The following is a 25,029-nucleotide window of genomic DNA, read 5'->3' on the forward strand; positions in this document are numbered from 1 at the left end:
TAATGACTTATGATATAAAAAAAGCATAAATGGGAGTTAATAGATGGGAATATATTTAAATCCAGGCTTTAATAACCTTAATGAAGATAAACAGCTTATTAACTTTGTAGATAAATCTATGCTAATTGCAACTTTAAATAAAAAGCTTAATACACGTGATTGCTTAATTTGTTCCTCCCGCCCAAGACGCTTTTGAAAAACTATGGCAGCAAATATGATAGCAGCATATTACTCTAAAGGTTGTGACTCCCATGAAGTATTTTCTGATTTAAAGATATCTAAAGACCCTTCATTTGAAGAGAATATCAATAAATATAACGTATTATTTATTGATTGTGCTGGGATGTATAATAATAAGCCTGATGATTATACTTTAGTTAAAATGATTACAGAAAGTGTTGTTAAAGAGTTTAGACAGAACTTTCAAAATATTATTTTCTCAGATAATTGTACATTAGCTCAAGCTATTTTATCGGTATATAGTGAATTAGGTGAAAAGTTTATTATTATCTTAGATGAGTATGACATATTAATTAGGGAAAGGGATGAAAAAGAGTTAAAACTTTTTTTTAAATTATTAAATGGATTGTTTAAAGATAATGCCCTATTGAGTTCAATAGCATTAGCATATCTAACAGGGATAATGCCAATAATAAGGGAAAAAACACAGTCAAAGCTAAATAACTTCAAAGAGTATACAATGCTAGATGCTGAGGATATGGCACCATTTATGGGTTTTACAGTAGATGAAGTAAAGGCATTAGCTGATAAAAACAATATGGACTTTGAAGAGATAAAGAGATGGTATGATGGATATAATCTTAATGGTGTAGAGCTATATTCTCCAATATCAATAATTAGAGCAATAGAAAAGAAACGATGTGATGATTATTGGACACAAACATCATCTTATGATGCTCTTAAAGACTTTATTTTGATGAATATAGAAGGTCTTAAAGAAGATGTCATTAAAATGATAGCTGGTGAAAGTGTATTAGTTAACCCAAGGAAGTTTAGAAATACAGTGTGGAATATGGAGAGTAAAGATGAAGTTCTAACATGTCTAATACATATGGGTTATTTAGGCTTTAGATATATTAGTAGTGATAGAAAAGAATGCTTTATTCCAAATTATGAAATAAATAAAGAATGGGTTATTTCAATAGAGGATTCCCCTAAATACAAGAGAGTAATGAAATATATAAATAGCTCAAGAGAACTATTAAATGCAACATGGAATAAAGAAGAGGAAATTGTTGCTGAAATAGTTGAGAAAACTCATATGGAGGTTACTAGTAATCTTTCGTATAACAATGAAGCATCATTTCAAAGTGCAATAAGACTTGCATACTTTTATGCAGATAGTTATTACACAATTGTTAATGAACTACCTGCAGGAAAGGGATATGCGGATATAGCTTTTATACCATATGTAAAAGATGTTCCAGCGATGATTATTGAGCTTAAAAAGGATAAGACTCCAAACAGTGCAATTGATCAGATAAAGAGGAAGGAATATCCTGAGGCATTAAAGGAGTTTAAAGATAATCTACTAATTGTTGGTATTAGCTATGATAGTAAAACTAAAAAGCATACCTGTATAATTGAAAGGGCATAGATTGGAATATATTTAAATCCAGAGCTATACCAATTAAGAGAGCAAAAAGTTAGAACTTGAGTAATTAAAGTCTCTTTTTAACTCTCTTTTCTCTCCTTTTGAGCCAAAATGATTCAAAAAATGTATCAAAATAACTCCAATGTATCATTTTGACTCAAAGTTGGTGTTGTAAATTAACTTAAAAAGCTTATCAAAATTATTAAATCCTTATATTTAAATGACTTATAAAAGTTGGCATCAATGTTGCAATATATTTGGCATAACAAAAAGAAAATATAAGGAGGCCACAAAATGGCAGATAGAAAATATAATAACAACTCTTACAACGATATCTTTAACACACTCTTTAGTGTATCAAAATTCCCACCAGTAGATATCTATGAAAATGATAAAGGTTATGTAATCACAGCAGAGCTTGCTGGATATGATGAAGATAAGATTAACATCTTTGCTGAAAAGCATGTTCTACACATAGCATCTGATGAGCATGAGAATGCAAAAGAGAATAGTGATAGAAAGTACTTAATTAAGGAGCGCTCAGTAAAGTCCTTTGAAAGAAGCTTTACACTTCCTGAGGATGCAAATGAAGAAAACATTACAGCATCCTATAAGATGGGTATCTTAAGTATCTTTATTCCAAAGATGCCAAAGGTAGAGCCTAAGAAGATTGAAGTAAAGATTAACTAAGGAGGAGAAAACGATGAGATATTATTACGACCCAATCGATACAATATTTAATGACTTATTTGACACTTGGACAGGTAGTGGCAGAAAGTATCCTAGTGTAGATGTATATGAGACTAAGGATGCATATATTATCGAAGCTGAAGTAGCTGGCTATGATAATGATAAGATAAATCTAAGTGTAGATAAGCACATCCTCACAATTAGTAGTGAAGAGGTTAAGAAGGAGCTTAAAGAAGGAACTAGCAAGATAGCAGAAGAGATAAAACTTCCTGCATTTGAAAGAAGCTTCTCACTTCCTGATGGCACAGATGAAGAAAAGATTAGTGCCGACTATAAGAATGGTATTCTTCTAATTACTCTTCCTAAGCTTGAGAAGGCTATAGCTAAGAGAATAGAAGTAAAGATAAATAAATAAATTGGATAACGCTTCACACATCCAAGGGACAGATCTTAAGGTCTGTCCTTTTTATTATATGAGCATTTAATTAAAAAACTGGCATAAGAGAAACACAAGAAGTACATAATTCTTTTGTTGTATTGCTTTATCTCATTGTATAATATTTTAATGAGGTAATAAGATGGAAGATAATAAAAAGAAAATAGCCATAGTTGCTCTTGTTGTCTTTACGGTTTTTGCTATTGCAGCAATTACTGTAATTATATATTTAAATACAAAGCTAAATATTAAAGAAACTAATATTGAAGAGCCTCAAGTTATTACTAGTGAAGTTAAAAAAGTAGAAGAGACTAAGCCTACGTCTAGTAAATCTACTAATGCTACAGCCCATACTGTTCCAACTACTCCTACTGCTCCAAAGGTAGCAGTTAAGGAAGAAGCTACTTCTTCAAAGACTGAAGAGGCTAAGCCTGTTATAGAAAAGAAAGCTGAACAAGAAGTAGTAGTTGATACTCCACCAGCTATAGTTGAAGAAATTAAGGATCCTAACTATGAGGATTTTAAATTCGTCCAAAATCTCGATATCTATGGTTATAATTGTGTTGTTACCTCAACAGATGGTATGACCACTATCACTTATCCATCAGAGCTAGTTCCTGTTGATTTCCTCCTCTATGTTGCTAAGGAGGTTGCAGAAGCTTATCCTGAGGAGTGTAGCTATGTTACATTTGCTCTTGATAAGGACTTAATTATTTTAAGTTATCCTACTACCTTCACCGAATTTGATACTTGGCTATATTTAGATGTTTTAGCCGCTGATATTCCTATCTTTGCATCATGGCTATATGATGGAACCTATGAGAGTGTAAAGGTTGATGAAGCACCTCAAGAGGTATATGAAACAGCTGTTCCTGCTGAAGCTGTAGCTGAGAGCAAGCCTGTTGAAATCCCATATGAGCCAGCAACTCCACTTCCTACAGCACAAGTAATTAGTAGTGTTGATACCACAGAGCTAAAAGAGGATGAACAAAACACTGAAGTAATTGAAAAAGTTGCTGACAATAAGTCTATAGCTTTAAGTGGATATGTATCAGGTGGATATGTTGGTAGCTATGTTGATAAGCTATCTAATGGTATTACCTTAGGTCTTGGCTTAGAGCTTGAGAACCTTGTTACCTTTGATAAGCTCTCTGTTGGTCTTGGCTTAGATGTTGGTCTTGAGCTATTTGATTACTACAATAATATACATACAGATTTAACCTTAAATGCAAGATATTTTATTAATCAAAAGCTATCAGTTGCAGGTAAGGTAGGTGCAAGACTCCTATTTGATGAAAATCCAAATAGTGGAATTTTCTCAATTGGAAAATATAATGCTCACTTTGGTTTAGTATTAGGAGCTGACGTAAGATATATGTTTAGTAAGCATATGGGCTTTGGCCTTGATCTAAGATACTCCTATCTACTAGATTTCGGCCATAGAGCTGAAGCTAAGGCTTATTTTAGCTTTACCTTTTAGTCGAAGTAGCTAATTGACCACACGCTCCGCTTATGCTCCTACCCTTAGGCATGCGGAGCGTATAATTTATATGTAGACTATCAAGCTCTTTTGTGAATTCTCTTATCTCTGTGTTAGTAGGGGATTCATATTCAAGCTCATCAATAGGGTTCCAAGGTATTAAATTAACTACACACATTAACCCTTTAGTAAAGCTTGATAGCTCTTTAGCAGCTTCCTTAGTAGTATTAACACCATGTAGCATACAATACTCTAATGTAATTCTTTTACCTGCTACGTGCTGGAATCCTATTAGAGCTCTTTTGAGCTCTGTTAATGGATAGCTTCTATTAACCTTCATTATTCTAGAGCGTAAATCATTATTTGCTGATACAAGAGATACAGCGAGTCTAATACCAAGATTTAACTCAGTAAGCTTATTAATTCCTGGAACTAGTCCTGATGTACTAATAGTCATCCTACGCATAGAAATATTAAAGCCTTCAGGACGGTGGAACTCTGAAATAGCACTCATTAGTGGTCCAAAGTTATGAAGAGGCTCTCCCATACCCATGAATACTATATGTGTAATATCCTCTGCTAATGTTCTTAGGTGTACCATTTGTTCAACTATTTCATAGTCCTCTAGGTTTCTTACTAACCCCATAGTTCCAGTTTTACAAAATGAGCATCCCATCGCGCATCCAACTTGAGATGATATACAAGCAGTTTTTCTATCATCTCCATCTCTTAGCATTACACACTCAACTAATGCGCCATCGTGGAGCTCAATTAAAAGCTTAGTTGCGCTATCGGCTTTTTGAGTCTTTACAATCTTAGATGAGATTACACTAGGAAATTCCTCTGTTAAACGATCTCTAATCTTTTTGGAGACATCACTCATAAGAGAGTAATCTGTTACACCCTTTATAAGCCAAGAATATATCTGCTTTGCTTGATAGCTCTTCTCAAGCTTTAATATTTTAACTAACTCAGCTGGACCTTTAGCATATAAACTTTTCATGATTAACCTCTTAATTAAAGCAATTATAACAACTATATTAAACTTTGTGAATTTTTAGCTAAAGTTGACAAAATAAATTAAAAATGTAAAAAATAAGATTAAAGGTGTAACCTTTATATTTTTTATTCGTTGTCTTAATGGATAAAAGATATTATCTTTGAAAAAGACTATTTTTAATAGGAGATTTTAATGAAAAAGAGATTAGTATTAGTAGCACTTATTGCTCTTTGTCTCGTAGCTCCAGTATTTGCAGCTGACAATTACTCAGGAGTAGCTAAGAAGGATTCTGTTGGTCTTGGTCTTAACCTTGGTACTAACACTGGTGTTGGCTTCCGCTATGGAATGGGTGATTTCGATATCCTCGCAAATATCGGTCTCAATTTATTCAAGCTTAATCCTCTTACACTCTCAGGAGATGTAGCTGCATCATACAACGTTTACACAATCGACGGTGGAAAGAACCTTCAGTTCCCTATCACAGTTGGTGCAGGTGTTAAGACTGGCTTCAGATTTGGTGATAATTTCGGTTTTGACCTCTCTGTTTTAGTACCAGTAGGTATTGAGTACACATTCTCTAACGTACCTATCACATTGTACTTACGCTTAGCTCCAGGAGTACAACTCTTTAAGAATACTGATTTTAAAGTTGGTTTTGACTTCGCTGGTTACGTTGGTGCTCTTTGGAACTTCTAATAGTTTAGAGAATCAAAATGGAGACTTCAAAATAGAGAAATCTAATTTGAGGTCTCTATTTTTTTACATATTTTTACTAACCAATTCAAAATACGAGATATTTTGTAAAAGAAAAATAAATAAAAAGTACACAATATTCATAAATATTTTTGAATATATAGTAATTCTATATAAAATATATAAAAATACAACAACTTTTGACTTAATAGTAGCATTGGTGTATCATTGATACCATCAACGGGGAAATAGATTGAAAAAATTACTTACAACAATAATATTAGTGTGCCTGCTACCACTATTGGTTTTTGCAGATTCTTTTACATTTAGTACTTCAATAAATGGGGTTAGTGGTGGAGCAAACGGATTTGGAAAGGGGTTGTTCCCATTAGGAACTAGCTATTCACATGCTAAATCCTTCTCCCTATTAGGCGAAAAGTTTCCAGCATCTACATTTAATATATCGATAGATTTTGGATTTGGGGATAACTGGATACCAGATGCATACACCTATGATGGTGGTATCCCATATTGGTCAATGACTGTTAATGAAAGATGGTCTCCAGAAATAGCATCATCATTCGTCAGTGGAAGATACTTTAATCCTAGAGGAAATTTATACTTGTATTTGCAACAGGGCTTTGGTACTAATCCAGTAGCTAAAGGTGGTAATTTAGTTGATATACGCCTTGCATTTAATACTAAATATTCTTTAGCACTAGAAGGAAATCCTTTCCTAAAAGATGTAAATTATCTCTCCTTTGTAAATCCAGATGGAACTCCAAAAGCTCCATTTGGACCTGGAACAACACTTCCTAGTATTCCTTGGCTCCAAGATAATAGAATTGCTGTAAATAATAATTTAGCATTATCAACATATTGGAATTTAAATAAATGGACTGGAACTGATGCATATGACGGTGCATATGCAGAGTTAACTCTAGAATATGGTCCATCATGGCTTGCTAATACAATTACTCCAAAAGGAACTATTTCAAACTACTGGAAAGCTTATGCATATTTAGAAGAAAAGTTAACTCTTTTCTCAACTAGACAAGAAAATGGAATGAACTGGGCTACAATGTATGTTGGGCACAGTAATAGCTATTCATACGTTGGTGGAGATGTTGTTCCAGAAAATAAGATTCCTGGAGATAGATTGAGAAATACTTTTTCAGATAGAATATGGTTACATTTTGCAGGTCCTCATTTTATTGCTGGGGATTGTTACACATATATTGAATTAGGAATTTCAAATACAGTTTACTGGGGCAATGTTGTAAATGAAGTATCCCAAAAAACTAAATCAATTGAGCTACAAAGTAGTCTTAATGGATTATTCCATTTAAGGTTATTTGGCTTCATTCGTTTTGACTATTCCTTTGGTTATGTATTTAATAGAGGTCTTTATGCTGCTGGTCCATATTGGTGGCAAGCTGCAGAAGTATCATTCTATGTTACAGTATGAGGAGTAAAGAGATGAAAAAGATACTATTACTGACTATTTTATTAACAATTCTTGCTCTTCCTGTTTTCTCAATTGGATTTGGTTATCATATTCTTGAAGTGAGAAGTGAACCAGAGTTTGCAAATGGAACTTTTCCTTCATCAATAAAATATCAATTTAATTTCCCTGTTCCTGATTTTATTGGTGGAAATATTACAGAGCTTACCTTCCGTTTGGATAATGGACTAATTTATAGATCTTTAGATCAAGATCCTGTAACAGGAAAGTATTATTCAAAATACCCTGAGCTGTTAGCTAGTGCGGGCTTTGAAGAGGGACAGAGAAGAGATTATAGTGTTCAATTTGATGAGTTTGCACTTATATTCTCACAAGGTATTTTAAAAACTCCTCTTTCTGATAAGGATTTATTTAGAATAGAAGCTTCCTTTGGTGGTAGATTTGAGAATGCTTTTGAAAGATTATTCTTTATGTATAACGAAGATAATACTTCTGGTGTTTTTAATAGTTCTTATAATGTTCCAAGATTTCCATCCGAAGTATGGAACGCATATCCAGAATTAGCTAAAAAGGATGATGGTCTACGTTCAACATTGACAACTTTCTTAAACTGTGGGTTTGATATCAATCTATTAAGAGATGAAATTGTAAAGAAAAATGGAATTAAGCTTTCTGCTGAATATAGATATTCTCCTAAGAGCTTACCACTTAGTGATGGAAAGGCTGACTTTAATAGATTAACAGTAAAGCTTGAAGGAGCTCTTACTTTATTTACTATTAAGCAATCAAATGGCTATAGCTGGTGCAGTACTGTTATTGGAGTTGATGTAACATATAGAAATATTAAGGGTAGTATTGTTCCTGCTTATGCTACAAGTGGGGAAATATTTGGTATCATTCCACCAAGAACAGAACAAAATATTTATGGTAGACTATATTTAACAATATTTGGACCACAAATTAAGGCAAAGGATTTATATCCATTTTTTACAATATTTAATGATTTTGCATTAAGTAAGGGTAGAGTAATTAATAGCCAAGAAGATGAAGTAATAAAAGAATATGCATTAAGCTATGGTATTAAGGCTGAATTAGTTATTTATAACTTTGCAAATATATTCTATGAAATAGGATATGTTTATAAAAATGTATTTAATAATAGTCCTTACCAAGTACAAGCTAAATTTGGAATTACAGTAGGAGTATAGTAATATGAAGAGATTAATTACAATTTTATTTTTGATATCTATTTCTACGGTGTTATTTGCAGCTCCTTCAACGTATTTCAAAGTAGACTATGATATTTCTTATGATAGTAATGTGTATTCTGAGCCTCTTCCAAGACATGCAGATGTCAATTGGTTAAATGGCAAGGTTAGTGAGCCATATTTTAAAAGATTAAACCACGGAATATCATTAACTGTAGATCAATATTTCTCTCCAAAGGGAAGAACTGGGTTATCAATTAATGCTAAGATAGGAAATGCCTTTAAGTGCGATGACTTTATTCCAGAGGGAGACTTTAGTTCTGCAACCTGGGAGTATGTTAAGCATGATGGCTTAGAAGATGAAAAGCTTAAGGTTTTTCTGTCTATTGGACCAATATTTAGAGCGCAGTTTGGAAAATTTGATTTAGGTATTGCATTACGTGGTTCCGCTGGTAGCTTCGATTTGTTCGTGGATGGTGTAATAGTAGGTATTCAAGCAGAGCCTTATGTTAATGTATTTTTTAATGACTCTATATTCTTAAATATTGGTGCTTACTTTGATGCACATCTTATGTACTTATATACTAAGCACGAAGATTTATGGTTTAAGGATGGTTATACAGCTATTTCGATGGGTGCTTTTGTTGGCGTTGGAATAAAGCTGGGAGAAAGAGGTTGAAAATGAAAAAGATAATTTGTTTACTATTAATTCTATTTACATTATTACCTCTAGTAGCAGCACCAGAGGTCTGGGGCGGAATTTCATTAACCTCTGGAAGGAACTACTTTTCATCTGAGTTAAAGGAAGCATTAACAGTTAACCCAATGTATAATGGTGTAAAGAGAATTAATACGCTTGGTCCAAGTGCTGATATAGCATTATTCCCTTTTTCACAGTTTAGAATTGGTGCAGTAGGTTCTGCAGAAATTGGTATTACAATAGGAAAAGATATTGAAGGAAAGGGATTTGAAGGATATATCTCTCGCCACTTTGATAATAGCTTTGAATATAGCTATGGCTTAGCATATTACCAACTATTTAGTAATGATACTTGGGGCTTCTTTGCTGATGCAAGATTCTATAAGAAGACTTATAGTTTTGCTACTAGTAATGAAAAAAATGATAAGCATGAAGTATTTGAAATTACAAAGCTAGAGGAATCTGGAATTAATGCAAGTATTGGATTCCTTGCTAAGATGAAGCATAGCTACTTTAAAATGGGCTTTAAGTATGAAATGCCTCGTTCATATACAAAAAACGATGGCTGGAGACTTGATATCTTTGCAGGTGGCGGTTTCTGCTTCTAATATTTTATAGAGGACTATAATAAAATGAGAAAAGCTGTTTTAGTATTTTTATTAGCTTTAGTTTGTTTATCATCATTATTTGCTAACAATGGTCAAAAGACCTATCTCATGAGTGATGATGTATGGAAGATGGTTGATAAGATATGTAGGATGAATGGAGTGCTTGGTCCAACACCTATTTCGCCTTCAACTGAAGCAGAGCTACTAACAGCTCTTTCTCGTTTAGATTACAATAAATTAAATAATGATAGTAAAGTGTTATACGATAGAATTGTAGCTAAGCTTGATTCTACAAAGGGGTGGGCTTATAAGGATGAGAAGCTTACCTTAGATCCTTCTATTTCAATTAATCCTCAGATTTATCTATTTAATAATACAAATAATACTTATGGGGAAGAATTCTTTATGCAATATAAGGATAGGGACCAGCTTCTATCAATAGATTTAGAAGCCTCTATCTATGATAATATCTATTTAGATTTTCATTATTCCTTTATGGATACTCCTACAACCTTTGACTTAGGTAGTGATGGTAAACAGATTACAGGTTATTACTTCCATAACTTTAGTAATTTTGCAACTTTCTTTAATGTTGCGATGAATAATGATATAACTGGATTATTTTCTGGAAATAAAGGTAATACAGTTACTCGTATCTTTTCATATCAGCCAACTAAGGTTGGTGGTTCCTTTGGTAATGATTATTTTAATCTATTTATCGGTAGAACAAGACAAGCCTTTGGAAATGGTGTTACAGGAAACTTAATTATTGGAGACAACTTTACATATCAAGAGGTTGCTAAATTAAGTGTATTTACTAACATTTTCTCTTATCATTTATCATTAACACACTATGATAATGCAGAAAAGGGCGAATCCTTTAGATTTGATACTAAGCATCAAAGTAGAACAATTCAAAGATTAGACTTTAATATTAATAACAAATTAAGATTTGCTATTAATATTGGTGCTCATATTTATTCAAACTCAATGTTTGATTGGCGAATGATAATGCCAATGATGCTTGTCCATAACTGGAATAATAATAGTGAGAAAACTGTACTAGCTCCAGGAGATGAGATCAATAATATTTTAGGCCTAGAAGCAGAATGGATAATAAATAGAAAAATAATGTTGACAGCTCAAGTAGCAATTGACCAATTTAGATTACCTGTTGAAAATGAAAGTGTAGTTCCATCTGCATTTGGAGTATTAGTTAATTCTAAATATATTACTCCTGTAAAGAATGGAATATTTGACTCTTGGCTTGAGCTAGTTTATACAAATCCATATCTTTATCTTAATTATAAATCAGATAGTTTAAATCCTGATTATGGTCTTGACCATATTGCAGGCTATTACTGGGCACAAAGCGGAAAGGGTGAGCTTAATTATTTAGGGCACTCATTTGGTCCTGATACAATTGCAATCTCTATTGGTACAGAGTTTATTTCTAACAGTAACTACGATATTTCAGCTTCACTCTTATATAAGATCCACGGAGAAAAGGGAATAGAGTATAGCTACTGGCCAAAGCAGAATCAATCAAATGCTGTTGAGATTGGAAAAGAAGTTTCTACTCCATCTGGTGTAGCTGAGCATACAGTAGAGTGTACTATTTCTGGAAGCTATAAGCTTAATAATGACCTTTCATTTAATGGTTCAGTACTTAATAGAATGCAGTGGAACTATCATAATATCAAAGGTGAAACAAAGTATAGTATTCAAACTTCCTTTGGTTTAAGGTGGATAATCATATAATTTTTGTATAAAGAAAAATAATTACATGTTAGAATGGTTGTGTGAAAGCTATATCTAAAATTTGTGTATTATTAATTTGTTTTGCGTTCTGTAGTTCAATGATCTTTGCTGCATCATTGGAGCTCTTTGAATTATCTCATCCTGTATATGATGAATTAGAAGCGTTGTACGTTATGGAAGGTAAAGCTTCCCCGATGGGAGCAAAGCCTTGGACTCAAGCCGATGTACGACGCTTATTAGATGGTATTACACCATCTTATGATGGCTCTAAAGAGCTATGGAATCATATTAATGGATATATTAAAGAATCAGATGGATTTATCTTTAATGCGGTTCTAGATCCTCAATTCTTCTACCATACAAATGAGGATTTTAAGGGTGCTAAATATATCGCAAGCAGTGATGAACTTGATAAACAAGTAGCTGTATTAGGGTTTGGTTATAAATATAAAGATAATGTAGCTTTATATATGGATTTATCTGTTGGTGTTACTCCATCAGATGTTCATACATTCAATGTCGTTAATGAAAAATTAATTAAAATAGATAATACTAATAATAGACTTTATTCAAAATGGGGAACTAATATTCCTTACCTTAAGGATCCACTAAATATTATGAATTTCCCTAATAATGCTTACTTAGCTGTAGGTACTAGTGCTTTTAGATTAGTTTCTGGAAGGGGACAGGTCGAGTGGGGCAACGGTGTATTGGGAAACATGATCATTGGAAATACTCTTCCATATCATGATTATATTTCTCTAACCTTCAATGGAAGTAATAAATTCACATACCAATTATTATCAAGCTTCTTCTCTCATTCAATAAATAAATTAAATGTTACAAATAAAAGTAGTACTGATAGAATGCCATTAAACGGTTTACGATTCTTCCTTGGACATAGATTTGAATTCTCACTCTTTAATGGAAAGCTAATGTTAGCTTTAAATGATACAATTATGTATCAATCAAAGGATAACTATGTTGATTTAAGAGTATTGAATCCTTTGTTCTTCTTACATAATGGTTATATGGCAGGAAACTCAAATTCTCTTGCATCATTAGAAATAGAGTTTTCACCTACTCAATTTGTATCTATTTATGCTCAGTTTGGCTTGGATGACTATGCTATTATTGGAGAGCCTAGACCTAATGAAGCAGGTTCATCTGCAGATGGTCTTGGTCTAATGCTAGGCTTTAGATATAGAAAACCTCTTACAAGAACATTTTTATTCCATGGAAATGGTGAGTTAGTTTATACAACTCCATATATGTATCATAGAGCAATGGAGCATGAAGATACATTTACTAGAGAGCTATACTTTGTGTCATCTACTAGATATATGATATCAGGGCAGAGCTTCTTAGAGCGTTATCTCTCATTCCCATTTGGTTCTGATGCTATTGCAGCTTCCTTTAGTGCAGGAATAGAGAAGATTGGATTATTTGATATTTCAGCTAATTTATTCTTAATGGCTCATGGTGTTATTGATGAGTACAGTAGTATTAGACAATATACTGGTAGTGAGGCTATTACGATGACTCCTAGTACATCTAACCCTCTTGGAACAGGAGAAGATAAGGGTGGTGTTCAAGAATATACATTAGCTGCAGGCCTTGATCTTACCTTCTATATTCAGTCATGGTTACCATTAAATATTGGTGTTGACTTTGTTTCTGTATGGAATAAAGGAAATTATAAAGCTCCAGTTGCATACGATATCCAAGTTAACGCTGGATTAACAATTAAATATTAATTTTTCATTAAAACAAATAGAGGCGGATCCAAAAAGACCCGCCTTTTTGCTTTTTTAATATTTTAATATCAAAGACTTACTATTTCTTTTAGTTGTACTTTTTATTTTAAAATAATATATTCATCCGTATGATGAAGAGGAAATTAATAGTTATTATTTTACTAGTTATAGGTATGAGTCTATTTGCAGGTAATCAAAAGCTATACGATGCTTTCTCTCCTGTATATAAGGATGTAGTTACACTTTGTAGAGTATCAGGAGTAGTAGGACCATCTTCAGCAACTCCAATAACAGCAGATGAGCTTAAAATGGCTATAGAGCGAATAGATATAAATAAGCTTGATAGTTATTATAAAGCTATATTAGATAGGGTAAATCAAGAATTAAAATCAAATGATGATTTCTCCTTTGGTTATGATATTTCGCTCTCTCCTCAAATATTTTATTCAAAGGACTATGAGAAAATTGAACCAAAAGATTTCTTCATCCCTTTTAATGAGCAAGATGCATTATTAGATTTAGGGTTAAATCTAGAATATGGGGATTCTGCATTCTTTGAAACAGCTTTTGAGTTTATGAATAATACTCCTATGGGTGTAATAGAAACTGAGAATGGTTATTCTGTTATTCCTGGTATTCCTTTGTCTTCCTTTGGGTTTATCATAGACTATAGATCAGGAAAATTAACTTTATCAAATGATTTAAACCATAGAATCCCAAACTATGTTGATTTCCCTGCTATTGCAAGAGGCGCAATAGGTGGAAGATGGATGAATGTTGTAATAGGAAGAACTAAACAACAAATGGGTAGCAGTAGAACTGCTAACCTAGTTATTGGTGATAACTATAGATTCCAAGAAGCAATGGATTTCTCATTCTTTGCAAAGCCTTTTACATATTCATTGAACTTAACTCACTTTGACTCACAGAATAAGAATGGAATAGTAGATCATACAAGATATAGTGGGCCAAAACAGCAAATAAGAATAATGCATCGATTTGATGCAACACTAATCGATAACTTTAGATTTGCATTAAATCTTGGAAATGTTATTTACACAGATAATCCATTTGATTTTAGATATTTATTCCCAGTATTTATGTCTCATAACTTATTTAATTATGAAGAAACTACAGAGACAACAAAACATAACTATGATGAAGCAAATAATATAATGGGATTTGAATTCGAATATGTCCCACTTCCAAGATTAGAATTACATATGCAGCTTGTTGTTGACCAATTTAAGACAGTTTTTGAGAATGGTTCAAGTGTACCTAATGCAATTGGTGGGATGATAGGAGCTTCATATTTAAAATCCTTTGAAGATTTTGATGTAGATTTCTGGGCAGAAGCAGTATATACATCACCTGTACTTTATTTAAATTATAAAACTACAAATGGAGAAAAACAAAATAACTATAATTGGGCATTAGGCTATTGGAGAAGGTTAACTCAAGGAGATCTTGAGTGGTCAGGTTATAAGGGCGGCCCTGGAGTAATAGCTCTTACTCTTGGAAGTGATTTTGATTTCTATAAAAAGAATATAGAGCTAAAGTCTAATATTACTATTAAGGTATCAAATGATAGAGCATATACAGATCAATTAATAACACCAATAAGTAATAAGTACTTATATCTACAGTGGGATAACATAGTTAATTGGTATTACACAGAAAAATTAAGTATATATGGTGGATTAAGTGTACAAGGAAGGTGGGACTTAATGAATAACACAGAGTTTAGGTTCTTACCACAATGTGCATTTGGTGTTAAATGGAGTATATAAATAAAGCAGCCTCATTTGAGGCTGTTTTTGTCTTTAATTAAAAGTAATTGTTTTAAGCTTTGCAATTGAATTCTTTAATGCTAAATATTATATTCATTGTGTGAATAGGAAATTATTAACAGTTATTTTTTTGTTAGTTATAGGTGTGAGTCTATTTGCAGGTAATCAAAAGCTATATGATGCTTTCTCTCCTGTATATAAGGATGTAGTTACACTTTGTAGAGTATCAGGAGTAGTAGGACCATCCTCAGCAACTCCAATAACAGCAGATGAGCTTAAAATGGCTATAGAGCGAATAGATGTAAATAAGCTTGATAGCCACTATAAAGCTCTATTAGATAGTGTGAATCAAGAGCTAAAATCAAATGATGATTTCTCATTTGATTATGACCTTGCAATCTCACCTCAAATATTCTACTCAAAGGACTATGAAAAGATTGAGCAAAAGGAATTCTTTATTCCATTTAATGATCAAGATCCTTTAGTTTACTTTGGATTAGAGTTTGAATATGGAGATTCTGCATTTTTAGAGACTAGCTTTGAATTAATGAGTACTAGTGCAATAGGAGTTACTGAAGAGGAGGGTAGTTATTCTGTTATTAAAGGCATTCCTTTATCATCCTTTTCCTTCCTTATTGATTATCGAAATAATATTATTCATTCTATTAATGATAATAGAATATCTGTATATGGAGAGACTCCATCTGTTGCAAGAGGAGCAATTGGTGGAAGATGGATGAATGTTGTAATAGGAAGAACTAGGCAGCAAATGGGTAGTAGTAGAACTGCTAACCTAGTAGTTGGTGATAACTATAGATTCCAAGAAGCAATGGATTTCTCGTTCTTTACAAAGCCTTTTACATATTCATTGAACTTAACTCACTTCGACTCACAGAATAAGAATGGTATAATTGAGCATACACGATATAGTGGGCCTAAACAGCAAATAAGAATCATGAACCGATTTGATGCAATATTAGAAGATGATTTTAGAGTTGCATTTAATCTTGGAAATGTTATTTATACAGATAATCCATTTGATTTCAGATATTTATTCCCAGTATTTATGTCTCATAACTTATTTAATTATGAAGAAACCACAGAGACAACAGTTAATAACTATGATGAAGCAAATAACATAATGGGATTTGAATTTGAATATGTACCACTTCCAAGATTAGAATTACATATACAGCTTGTTGTTGACCAATTTAGGACAATATTTGAGACTGGCTCAACTTTACCAAATGCAATCGGTGAAATGATAGGAGCATCATACTTGAAATCCTTTGAAGATTTTGATGTGGATTTCTGGGCAGAAGCAGTATATACATCATCTGTACTCTATTTGAATTATAAAACTACAAATGGAGAAAAAGAGAATAATTACGATTGGGCATTAGGCTATTGGAGAAGATTAACACAAGGAGATCTTGAGTGGGCTGGCTATAAGGGCGGCCCTGGTGTAATAGCTCTTACACTTGGAAGTGATTTTGATTTCTATAAAAAGAATATAGAGCTAAAGTCTAATATTACTATTAAGGTATCAAATGATAGAGCTTATACAGATCAATTAATAACACCAGTAAGTAAGAAGTACTTATATCTACAGTGGGATAACATAGTAAATTGGTATTACACAGAAATAGTAAGTATATATGGTGGATTAAGTGTACAAGGAAGGTGGGACTTAATGAATAACACAGAGTTTAGGTTCTTACCACAATGTGCATTTGGAGTTAAATGGAGTATATAAATAAAGCAGCCTCATTTGAGGCTGTTTTTTGAAAGCTCTAAAGAAGCTAAAATAGTTTTATCCATATCGAAGTAGCTATAGAGGGCTAAGCGACCACCTAATATTAGCTTCTCATCTGTTTTAGCTAATTCTTTATATTTATTATAAAGCTCCATGTTAGCTTTATCATTAATTGGATAATAAGGCTCTCCAGTTTCCTTGTAGTCAACAGGGTACTCTTTACTAATATAAGTTACAGGAGAGGAGCTTTTCTCAAAGTGCTTATGCTCAATTATTCTTGTATATGGAATTTCTCTCTCTGTATAGTTAACTACAGCAACACCTTGATAGTTCTCTTCTTCAACTCTTTCAAGCTCAAATCTTTCACTTCGATATTGAAGGTACCCAAGAGAGTAGTCGAAGTAAGCATCAAGAGCACCTGTGTATAGAATTTTCTTTGCAAGCTTTGATAGCTCTTCCTTAGCCTTACAGAAATCTGTATTTAATCGTACTTCAATACCATCTAAAAGCTTTTCAATAATCTGTGTGTACCCACCAATTGGAATTCCTTGATAGCGGTCATTAAAGTAGTTGTTATCATAGGTATATCTTACAGGAAGTCTCTTTATTATCTCTGGTGGTAACTCACTACATGAGCGTCCCCACTGCTTTTCTGTATAACCCTTAATAAGCTTTTCATATATATCATGACCCACCAAGCTAATAGCTTGGTCCTCAAGGTTATTAATTTCTTTAATTTCACTTCTTTGCTTACTAATAATTTCCTGAGCTTCCTTAGGAGTTTTTATATTCCACATCCTAGAGAAGGTATTCATATTAAAAGGTAGGTTATATATTTCTTCCTTATAGTTAGCAATAGGGGAGTTAATAAAGTTATTAAAGCTTGCAAATTGATTAATGTAATCCCAAGCCTCTTGGCTTGAGGTATGGAAGATATGAGCACCATATTTATGGATGTTTATTCCATCCTTTTCATATGTGTAGATGTTACCACCAATATGGTTTCTCTTTTCTACTACTAAGCATTTATAGCCTTTCTTTTTTGCTTCATGAGCAAATACAGAACCAAATAAACCTGAACCAACTATTAAATAATCATACATATTAGCTTTATTTTACCAAATCTATTAATCGTTTTGCTAATTTATCTGCGCCATATTCTATTGGAATTAAATCAAAGTTCTTATCCATTGACTCTAAGATCGATTTATCATTGATACAGCTCTTTATAATCTCAAATTGCTTCTCTGGATCTAAGTGAGCATTCCAACCAACATTATATTTTTCAATATATGCTGCGCTAGCCTTTACAGTATATACAAGCTCTGTAATTAGGAATGGTCTTCTTAAGTAGAAAGCCTCTAATATTGTATTAATTCCTGCTCTACCCGCGATTATATCTGATGCTATTGCATATAGATTTACTTTATCTGTAAAGCCTACAATGTGGACATGAATATTCTCAGGAAGCTTAGCACTAATTAATCTTAAGCTATCCTTTGTAGTCTCCTTCATGCCTCCTAGAATTACAACCTGAAGCTCAGTATTAATATACTCTAAAGACTTTAATAATGAGTTAGTACCAAGTCCCTCACCACCATAGTTAATCTGGAGAGTAAATATATCTTCCTTTAGATTTAATAATCTTCTAGCCTCTGCTTTGCTTTTAATAGTATTTTCAGCACAAGATTTTTGAAGAGGAAATGGTGCTAATTCAAGAGTGCTCTCAGCTTGTCCTAAGCCTTTAACTATCTCTAAGCCTTCGCGTGTTGAAATATAGTATTTAGTTAGCTTATTACAAATCGTAGCAACAGGTGCTGAGAATACATCTGTTGCATAGTAGGTAACAGGGATGTTTAAGCCTAGCTTGTCTACCATCTCAGATATAAATACATCTGGATATGGGTGTGTTGTGAAAATTAAATCAGGGTTTAATTTCTTTATTGTTTTTTTAAAGCTTCTTTTCAAGCAAAACTTTACAGCCTTGCTTGCTATTTCCATTCCATTTGAATCTTGGTCATTGTGTTTTGAAAGATTGTTCTCTATTTTTGGAGAACGTAGCATTAAGCGCCAAACCTTTTTATTAATCCTTCCGATCCATTTGATTTTAAATAAATCAAAGAACTCAATTAATGTTGCCTCATGACCTATGGCGATAAGCTGTTCTTGAACTGCTTTTGCAGGGATGTAATGGCCTTTTCCACCATCAACATATACGCATAAGAAATGCATCAGTTCTCCTTGGGACTAATTATTTTCGTATTGGATAGCTTTCTTTTCTCCGTCTACTACATAAAAGCCCTGTTTCTTTTTTTCTATAAGTTCAAGATAAATGCTTTCGAACTCTTTTGCAATCTTTTTTCCATCATACTTATCGATTGATTTAATTGCATTAGCACTCTTTTGGTCTCTTTCTTCTCTGTGTGATGAAACATAAAGTATCTTTTCTGCTAAATCATCGATGTTTCCACCTTCAAAGTACCATCCAGAGTCTTTATCTACTAGGGCTGTCATATTAAAGACGTTAGCACATATTACAGGACATCCAGAGCATAGAGCTTCTATTACTGTTATTGCTTGGTTCTCTGAGAGGGAAGCAGTAATAAAGGCAACTGCCTTTTTTAATACTCCACTGTCAATTAGACGGTGGTTATCAATTAAGCCTGTAAAATAAATATTCTTTTCATCTAAGTTTAATTCTTGTACAAGCTCGATGAGCTCCTTATGAGCTGGTCCTTCACCAATAATTAAGAACTTTAGCTTTGGGTTTTTCTCTATTGCCTTAGCAAAGCCTTTAATGGCTACATCGATTGCTTTCTCATATCCAAGCCTTCCGATGTATATAAAGGTATTTTCATCGATAAAGCCCTCTGGTACTTCCTTTAATGGAGTTCCTGATGGAGTTTTCTTAAATCTTTCAATTTCAATACCGTTAGATACATATCTAACCTCTAAATCTGGAAGATGTTCCTTAATATTCTTACAGGTTTCCTTATTAGGAGCTGTTACCATCCAAACTAAGCGGAAGAATGGATCAAAGACAATTGGCCAAATTGGTTTTTGAGCAATGTTAGCAAGAGCAGTGCTCTTAAGTGCGTATTTAATATAAATAGGGTTATCAATTAAAGTATGATGAGTTGCTAATACAGGAATGTGCATTCTTCTTGCACAATGGTTCATCGCTTGACACACAAGCCATGGAGAGGTGCAATGGATGACATCAAATTTATACTTTAAGAAATATTTCTTTAAGTACCAGCTCTGAACTGGTAATACTTTAATTCCCTTATATATTGGTGTTGAAAGAGCCTTAACACGAATAATATGAATATTATTCTCTATTACTGTATCTGTGAATTGTTTATCTTCAGGTACAAAGAAGTAAACTTCATGGCCTAGGGCCACCAAGTTGTTAGCTAAATTTATTGTAGTTGTTATGACACCATTTGTTTCTGGATAAAAGATGTCAAAGCCAAAAGCAATTCTCATTAACTAATTAAACACTCCAAACAGACAGTAGTAACAATATTAACATTATCTTTTAAGAATGTGAACAATTCTGTAGTATTTTAAGCGAGTTAATCAAGCTCTTTCAATAAATAAAAATTGTAAATTCATAAAAGATCTACTCATAATTATGCCCTAAATCTTAAAAGAAAATAATAAAATTATTTTATTTCAGAACTTATGTTACTCTATTTGTAATTAAATACTATATACATATTAGTAATCAAACATGTTATAATTTGTTTGTATTTCTCATGGAGATGAATTTTGGATAGTAAATCATATAAAATCTTAATTAGTGGAATGTCATTCAATGTAGGTGGTGTTGAAACCTACATCAGAAGTGTATTTAGAAATATCGATAAAAGTATTTTTCACATAGATTTTATTAATGACCAGGTAAGAGATGATATTGCATTCCAAGAAGAGATATTGGCCGAAGGAAGTAACATTTATCACCTTCATGGAAAAAAACAGTGGAAGGATTTTCTTAAGAAGAATAGGGGAAGATATGATGCGATAATATTTAATATTATTGCACCATATTTTCATCAAATAAGAGTTTGCTGTAAATATGGTGGCTTTAAGGCTGTAATCGTACATAGTCATAATGGCTTTGTCGATCTTCCAAGCTTTTTAAAACCAATAATACCTCTTACAATGAAATATGAACGTTTTAAGCTCTCTCATCTCCCGATTATTCGTTGGGCATGCTCTGATAGAGCAGCTGAATGGATGTTTGGGAAAAATAAGCAATATGAGTTTATCAAGAATGGTATAAATGCTGAGAAATTTAAATTTTCAAATAGTGTAAGAGAGTGTGTTAGAAAGGAGCTAGGATTACATAGCTCTGATTATTGCATTGGTCATATTGGAAGATTTGATCCTCAAAAAAATCATGAATACTTGATTAAAATTTTTATTCAATACTCTAAGATAGATAAAGATGCGAAGCTATTATTAGCAGGACCTTTATTAAATGAAGCTATTGTAAATAGTGTTAAAAAGGAAATAGCTGAAAATAATATATCTGATAGAGTAATCTTTCTTGGTCCTAGGAATGATGCTGATAGACTTTATCAAGCGATGGATGTATTCATCTTACCAAGCCTTTATGAAGGATTACCAATAGTTGGAGTTGAAGCTCAAGACTCAGGACTCCCTTGTTTATTTAGTGATAAGATATCAAAGCAAGTTTGTGTAAATGAGTATTGTAAATTCCTACCTATTAATGATGAATCTATTCCTCTTTGGCTTGATGCTCTAAAAGATATAAAAAATGCAAAAATTGATAGAGAATTAGGATACGATGCCATTATTAGTAATGGCTTTGTTATGGAAAAAGAAATAAAGCATATTGAGAAAGTATTAGTAAATATACTTAATTAATGTTACTGGAGTACAACTTGAAGTCGACAGAAATATTTGTAATAACACATAAGCCTTGTAAGCTTATTCCAAAAGATAATATATATAAAATGATACAAGCTGGAGCCGCAGGAAAAGATCATTTTCTTCCATTAACAGATGATATGTTTAAAGACAATATTTCAAATAAGAATGCATCCTTTTGTGAGCTTACTGCTATGTATCATATTTGGAAATATTCAAATGCCGATATCAAAGGACTCTGTCATTATAGACGCTATTTTACTAAACATCGATATCTAAGTGAGGCTTTAAGCTACACAGTTAAAAAGTATCCTTTTATTTTGAAAAAAGAAAAGATAGAAAGGATATTAGATAACTATGATTTAATAGTAGGAGAGCATATTCATAAAGGATGTTCTGGATATGATTATTATGCTTCTCAGCATATTTTATCTGATTTAATGTGTACTAGGGATGTAATTGCAGAAATATATCCTGATTATTTAGAAGCATTTAATAGCTGCCTTAATAGTGATAGCTTCTACTTAGCTAATATGATATATACCTCTAAGGATATTTTTGATTCATATTCAAAGTGGTTATTTGATATCCTATTTGAAGTAGAAAAGAGGGTAGATATCTCAAATCGTGATAATTATCAAAAAAGAATATTTGGTTTCTTATCTGAACGCTTATTGAAGGTTTGGGTAGATAAAAATAATCTTAAGCCTTACATTGGATACATTATTAAGATTCTTTAGCTCTTGATAGTGATAATTACTTATAGCAATAATTATTTTATTCATATATAGTTTGACAGGGGGTATGACTAATATGCTTAATAAAAAAATAAATGTAAATCTGTATATCATTGCACAATGTATTATTATGTTTAATTTCTATTTGTGCACTTTAAAAATATATGCAGAAAAGCTAGTTATTTATTCTTATTTCCTTATAGGAATAGCAATTATGCTTTTCCTGTTATCTGGTATATATAAGAAGTTTAAGCTATCCTTTATGCCTACTGCATTTATTATTTTATTTGGTTATATGCTACTTACAGATGTAATCAATGCAAATTTCTCTTCCTTTGACTGCTATATGGCAATCGCTTGCTTCTTACTTTGTTATTTCTTTTCCTTTTTCCTTAATGATAAAGAGGATAATATAAAGTCCCTTACATATAATTTTTATGTGTGCTTAGTATGCTCAACTTTACTAAGTATTTTTTCTTTAATAGTGATTTTTAGAGATAATAATCTAGATGGAATTACAATTAATAGAAATGCTCTTGCTTCATGTGCTTGTGTATCTATAATTGGATCCTATTGGTTAATTAACAAAAAAAATAAAATATCATTAATTAATTTAATTGTATTATTATGTGATTTAATTAATATCTTTACATTAATTAAAACGGAAAGTAGAACTCCCCTAACTTTACTTGCAACATTTATTATAGTTATGTTAGCATATTATGCTTTCTTTGTGTTTGGAAAGAAATTTAATAAATTATTTATTTTAGTATTATTTATTCTAATTAGCTTACTAATTGTAGGAATAGTATTTAGCTTTATAATAAAGCGTAATGTAGTTGATGAAAGCTCTGGATCAATAAGAAATATAATAGATAGAATTAGTTCTGGTAGACTTACTCTTTGGGAAGCTTGCTTTGATTTAATTTCAGAAAGCCCTATAACTGGTGTTAATAATGATACTTTCCATCAAAAAACGATAAGTGATTTAGGTACTTATTATTATCATCAACATAGTGTCTATATTGGTTTGATGACAATTCATGGTATACCTTCATTTCTTATTTACCTAGCTATTATCATTTTTACTATTATTAATTCTTTAAAAATTATTTTTACATCAAAAGACACAGAATCAATAAAAAGAGTTTCATTCTTTTTCGCTTTCCTATTAGGACTATTAGTAAGTGATTTATTTGAGTCTTACACCTTCTCTTCATTTATACCCTATGCCTTTATAGTATTTCTTATGTATAACAGCATTGAAATAGAGCGCTTAAGCATGGAAAAAGATTTAATTAAGGGATGAGCTATAGTGATTAAAGTTTTAGTTTTTGGAATGGGTTCCTATTCTGGTGGTGGAATAGTAAATTATATTATGAACCAGGTTAGAACCTTTGATAAAAATAAAATTCATGTTGACTTAATATACCATTATAAGCATGGGCGAATTGCATATGAGGATGAGCTTAATTCTAATGGCTCTGTTGTATACTATTTACCAAATAGAAAAGCTTGGAAAAGCTTTTTAAAAGATCACTATGGAGAATATGATTTATTAATATTTCATACCTCTAATCCAATATTTCTTCCTCTAAATTTAGTAAAGAAAAGAGGAGGCTTTAAAGAAATAATTATACATAGCCATTGTGCAGCTTATTCAATGCCATGGTATATGACTATGTTTACGCCAATTACAGGCTTTTACTTGAAGCAAAAGCTTCACTATTTAAAAGTAAAGAAATGGGCCGTCTCAGAGCCAGCAGGTCACTTTATGTTTAAAAACGGTGATAACTTTGAGATTATAAAGAACTCTGTAGATATCGATTACTTTAAATTTAATGAAGAAAATCGAATAAAGATTCGAAAAGAACTTAATTTAAGTAATGATACTATAGCCGTTGGAATGGTTGCTCGTATAGATCCTATAAAGAATATCCCATTTGCTCTTAATGTGTTTGATAAATATCGTAAGCTAAATCCTAATTCTAAGTTTATCTTAGCTGGTGGGGTTAGTATGGAATATGAGTTAGAGAATATTAATAAACGAGTTAAAGCGTTAGGATTAGAAGAAAGCTATATTCACTTAGGAAATAGGGATGATATTTCTGATATATATAGTGCCTTTGATATTCTTTTATTTCCAAGTAAAGCAGAAGGCTTTGGCTTAACAGGGCTAGAAGCTCAAATATCTGGGCTTCCTTCTTTAGCTAGTGATACTGTACCAAGATTAATAAAAATTGGTGATTGGGTAACCTTTTTACCAATAGAAGAAAAAGAATCAAATTATTGTAATTGGGCTAATACTATTGAGATGATGCTAAAAGTAAAAAATAATAGAGCCGATAGATATAAAGATGCATATTTAGCAGGCTTTGATACAGAGTCAGTAACAAAGCATGTTGAATGTCTTATGGAAGAATATTGTAAATAG

General features: G+C 32.1%; 22 protein-coding genes. 18 read left to right on the top strand and 4 right to left on the bottom strand.

Annotated features, from left to right (window positions below; all coding sequences use genetic code 11):
- Positions 1 to 43 precede the first annotated feature (43 nt).
- From FYJ80_RS01965 to FYJ80_RS01985, 5 genes are all read left to right on the top strand, one after another.
- Entirely contained in the window at positions 44 to 196 is a 153-nt protein-coding gene (locus FYJ80_RS01965; protein ID WP_154424443.1) for a hypothetical protein, read from the top strand.
- Between the two features lie 6 nt (positions 197 to 202).
- Complete coding sequence (locus tag FYJ80_RS01970) at positions 203 to 1,618, top strand: PD-(D/E)XK nuclease domain-containing protein (RefSeq protein ID WP_154424444.1); 1,416 nt, start codon at positions 203 to 205, stop codon at positions 1,616 to 1,618.
- A gap of 291 nt (positions 1,619 to 1,909) precedes the next feature.
- The gene (locus FYJ80_RS01975) at positions 1,910 to 2,305 is read left to right on the top strand and encodes an Hsp20/alpha crystallin family protein (protein WP_154424445.1); all 396 of its coding nucleotides are present in this window, start codon (positions 1,910 to 1,912) and stop codon (positions 2,303 to 2,305) included.
- Positions 2,306 to 2,318: 13 nt separating this feature from the next.
- The gene (locus FYJ80_RS01980) at positions 2,319 to 2,720 is read left to right on the top strand and encodes an Hsp20/alpha crystallin family protein (RefSeq protein ID WP_154424446.1); all 402 of its coding nucleotides are present in this window, start codon (positions 2,319 to 2,321) and stop codon (positions 2,718 to 2,720) included.
- Positions 2,721 to 2,883: 163 nt separating this feature from the next.
- Positions 2,884 to 4,221: an outer membrane protein gene (locus FYJ80_RS01985; RefSeq protein WP_154424447.1), complete on the top strand. Its 1,338-nt coding sequence runs from the start codon at positions 2,884 to 2,886 to the stop codon at positions 4,219 to 4,221.
- On the opposite strand, the gene rlmN is transcribed toward FYJ80_RS01985, so the two are convergent.
- Positions 4,211 to 5,224, bottom strand: a complete 1,014-nt coding sequence (rlmN, locus tag FYJ80_RS01990) for a 23S rRNA (adenine(2503)-C(2))-methyltransferase RlmN (protein ID WP_154424448.1) — start codon at positions 5,222 to 5,224, stop codon at positions 4,211 to 4,213. The two genes, FYJ80_RS01985 and rlmN, sit on opposite strands and share 11 nt — an antisense overlap.
- 189 nt (positions 5,225 to 5,413) lie before the next feature.
- Between rlmN and FYJ80_RS01995 the strand changes: the two genes are divergently transcribed.
- From FYJ80_RS01995 to FYJ80_RS02035, 9 genes are all read left to right on the top strand, one after another.
- The gene (locus tag FYJ80_RS01995; RefSeq protein ID WP_154424449.1) at positions 5,414 to 5,917 is read left to right on the top strand and encodes a hypothetical protein; all 504 of its coding nucleotides are present in this window, start codon (positions 5,414 to 5,416) and stop codon (positions 5,915 to 5,917) included.
- 250 nt (positions 5,918 to 6,167) lie between these two features.
- Entirely contained in the window at positions 6,168 to 7,382 is a 1,215-nt protein-coding gene (locus tag FYJ80_RS02000) for a hypothetical protein (protein WP_154424450.1), read from the top strand.
- 11 nt (positions 7,383 to 7,393) lie between these two features.
- Positions 7,394 to 8,587, top strand: a complete 1,194-nt coding sequence (locus tag FYJ80_RS02005; RefSeq protein ID WP_154424451.1) for a hypothetical protein — start codon at positions 7,394 to 7,396, stop codon at positions 8,585 to 8,587.
- A 4-nt stretch (positions 8,588 to 8,591) separates the two neighbouring features.
- Entirely contained in the window at positions 8,592 to 9,266 is a 675-nt protein-coding gene (locus FYJ80_RS02010; RefSeq protein ID WP_154424452.1) for a hypothetical protein, read from the top strand.
- A 2-nt stretch (positions 9,267 to 9,268) separates the two neighbouring features.
- On the top strand, positions 9,269 to 9,895 hold the full coding sequence (locus FYJ80_RS02015; RefSeq protein WP_154424453.1) for a hypothetical protein: 627 nt from the start codon (positions 9,269 to 9,271) through the stop codon (positions 9,893 to 9,895).
- Between the two features lie 24 nt (positions 9,896 to 9,919).
- A complete protein-coding gene (locus FYJ80_RS02020) occupies positions 9,920 to 11,656 on the top strand; it encodes a hypothetical protein (RefSeq protein WP_154424454.1) in 1,737 nt (578 codons plus the stop codon).
- Between the two features lie 41 nt (positions 11,657 to 11,697).
- A complete protein-coding gene (locus tag FYJ80_RS02025) occupies positions 11,698 to 13,413 on the top strand; it encodes a hypothetical protein (protein ID WP_154424455.1) in 1,716 nt (571 codons plus the stop codon).
- Positions 13,414 to 13,541: 128 nt separating this feature from the next.
- A complete protein-coding gene (locus tag FYJ80_RS02030; protein WP_154424456.1) occupies positions 13,542 to 15,203 on the top strand; it encodes a hypothetical protein in 1,662 nt (553 codons plus the stop codon).
- A gap of 100 nt (positions 15,204 to 15,303) precedes the next feature.
- Positions 15,304 to 16,959: a hypothetical protein gene (locus tag FYJ80_RS02035; protein ID WP_154424457.1), complete on the top strand. Its 1,656-nt coding sequence runs from the start codon at positions 15,304 to 15,306 to the stop codon at positions 16,957 to 16,959.
- A gap of 11 nt (positions 16,960 to 16,970) precedes the next feature.
- On the opposite strand, the gene glf is transcribed toward FYJ80_RS02035, so the two are convergent.
- The 3 genes from glf to FYJ80_RS02050 are packed head-to-tail and all read right to left on the bottom strand — an operon-like array spanning position 16,971 to position 20,448.
- Complete coding sequence (gene glf / locus FYJ80_RS02040) at positions 16,971 to 18,062, bottom strand: UDP-galactopyranose mutase (protein WP_154424458.1); 1,092 nt, start codon at positions 18,060 to 18,062, stop codon at positions 16,971 to 16,973.
- A 7-nt stretch (positions 18,063 to 18,069) separates the two neighbouring features.
- On the bottom strand, positions 18,070 to 19,191 hold the full coding sequence (locus FYJ80_RS02045) for a glycosyltransferase (protein ID WP_154424459.1): 1,122 nt from the start codon (positions 19,189 to 19,191) through the stop codon (positions 18,070 to 18,072).
- A 15-nt stretch (positions 19,192 to 19,206) separates the two neighbouring features.
- The gene (locus tag FYJ80_RS02050; protein WP_154424460.1) at positions 19,207 to 20,448 is read right to left on the bottom strand and encodes a glycosyltransferase; all 1,242 of its coding nucleotides are present in this window, start codon (positions 20,446 to 20,448) and stop codon (positions 19,207 to 19,209) included.
- 285 nt (positions 20,449 to 20,733) lie between these two features.
- Here FYJ80_RS02050 and FYJ80_RS02055 point away from each other — a divergent pair, with 285 nt between their 5' ends.
- The 4 genes from FYJ80_RS02055 (at position 20,734) to FYJ80_RS12135 (ending at position 25,029) form a co-directional block, all read left to right on the top strand.
- Complete coding sequence (locus FYJ80_RS02055) at positions 20,734 to 21,855, top strand: glycosyltransferase (RefSeq protein WP_154424461.1); 1,122 nt, start codon at positions 20,734 to 20,736, stop codon at positions 21,853 to 21,855.
- Positions 21,855 to 22,598 carry a DUF4422 domain-containing protein gene (locus tag FYJ80_RS02060; protein ID WP_154424462.1) on the top strand — a complete coding sequence of 248 codons (744 nt, stop codon included), beginning with the start codon at positions 21,855 to 21,857 and terminating at the stop codon, positions 22,596 to 22,598. Before FYJ80_RS02055 ends, FYJ80_RS02060 begins: the two co-directional genes overlap by 1 nt.
- A 211-nt stretch (positions 22,599 to 22,809) precedes the next feature.
- Positions 22,810 to 23,904 (top strand): O-antigen ligase family protein, encoded by a 1,095-nt coding sequence (locus FYJ80_RS02065; RefSeq protein ID WP_206360920.1) that lies wholly within the window; start codon positions 22,810 to 22,812, stop codon positions 23,902 to 23,904.
- Between the two features lie 6 nt (positions 23,905 to 23,910).
- On the top strand, positions 23,911 to 25,029 hold the full coding sequence (locus tag FYJ80_RS12135; RefSeq protein WP_154424464.1) for a glycosyltransferase: 1,119 nt from the start codon (positions 23,911 to 23,913) through the stop codon (positions 25,027 to 25,029).

The sequence above is a fragment of the Bullifex porci genome (genome assembly GCF_009695635.1).
Lineage (GTDB): Bacteria > Spirochaetota > Spirochaetia > Sphaerochaetales > Sphaerochaetaceae > Bullifex > Bullifex porci.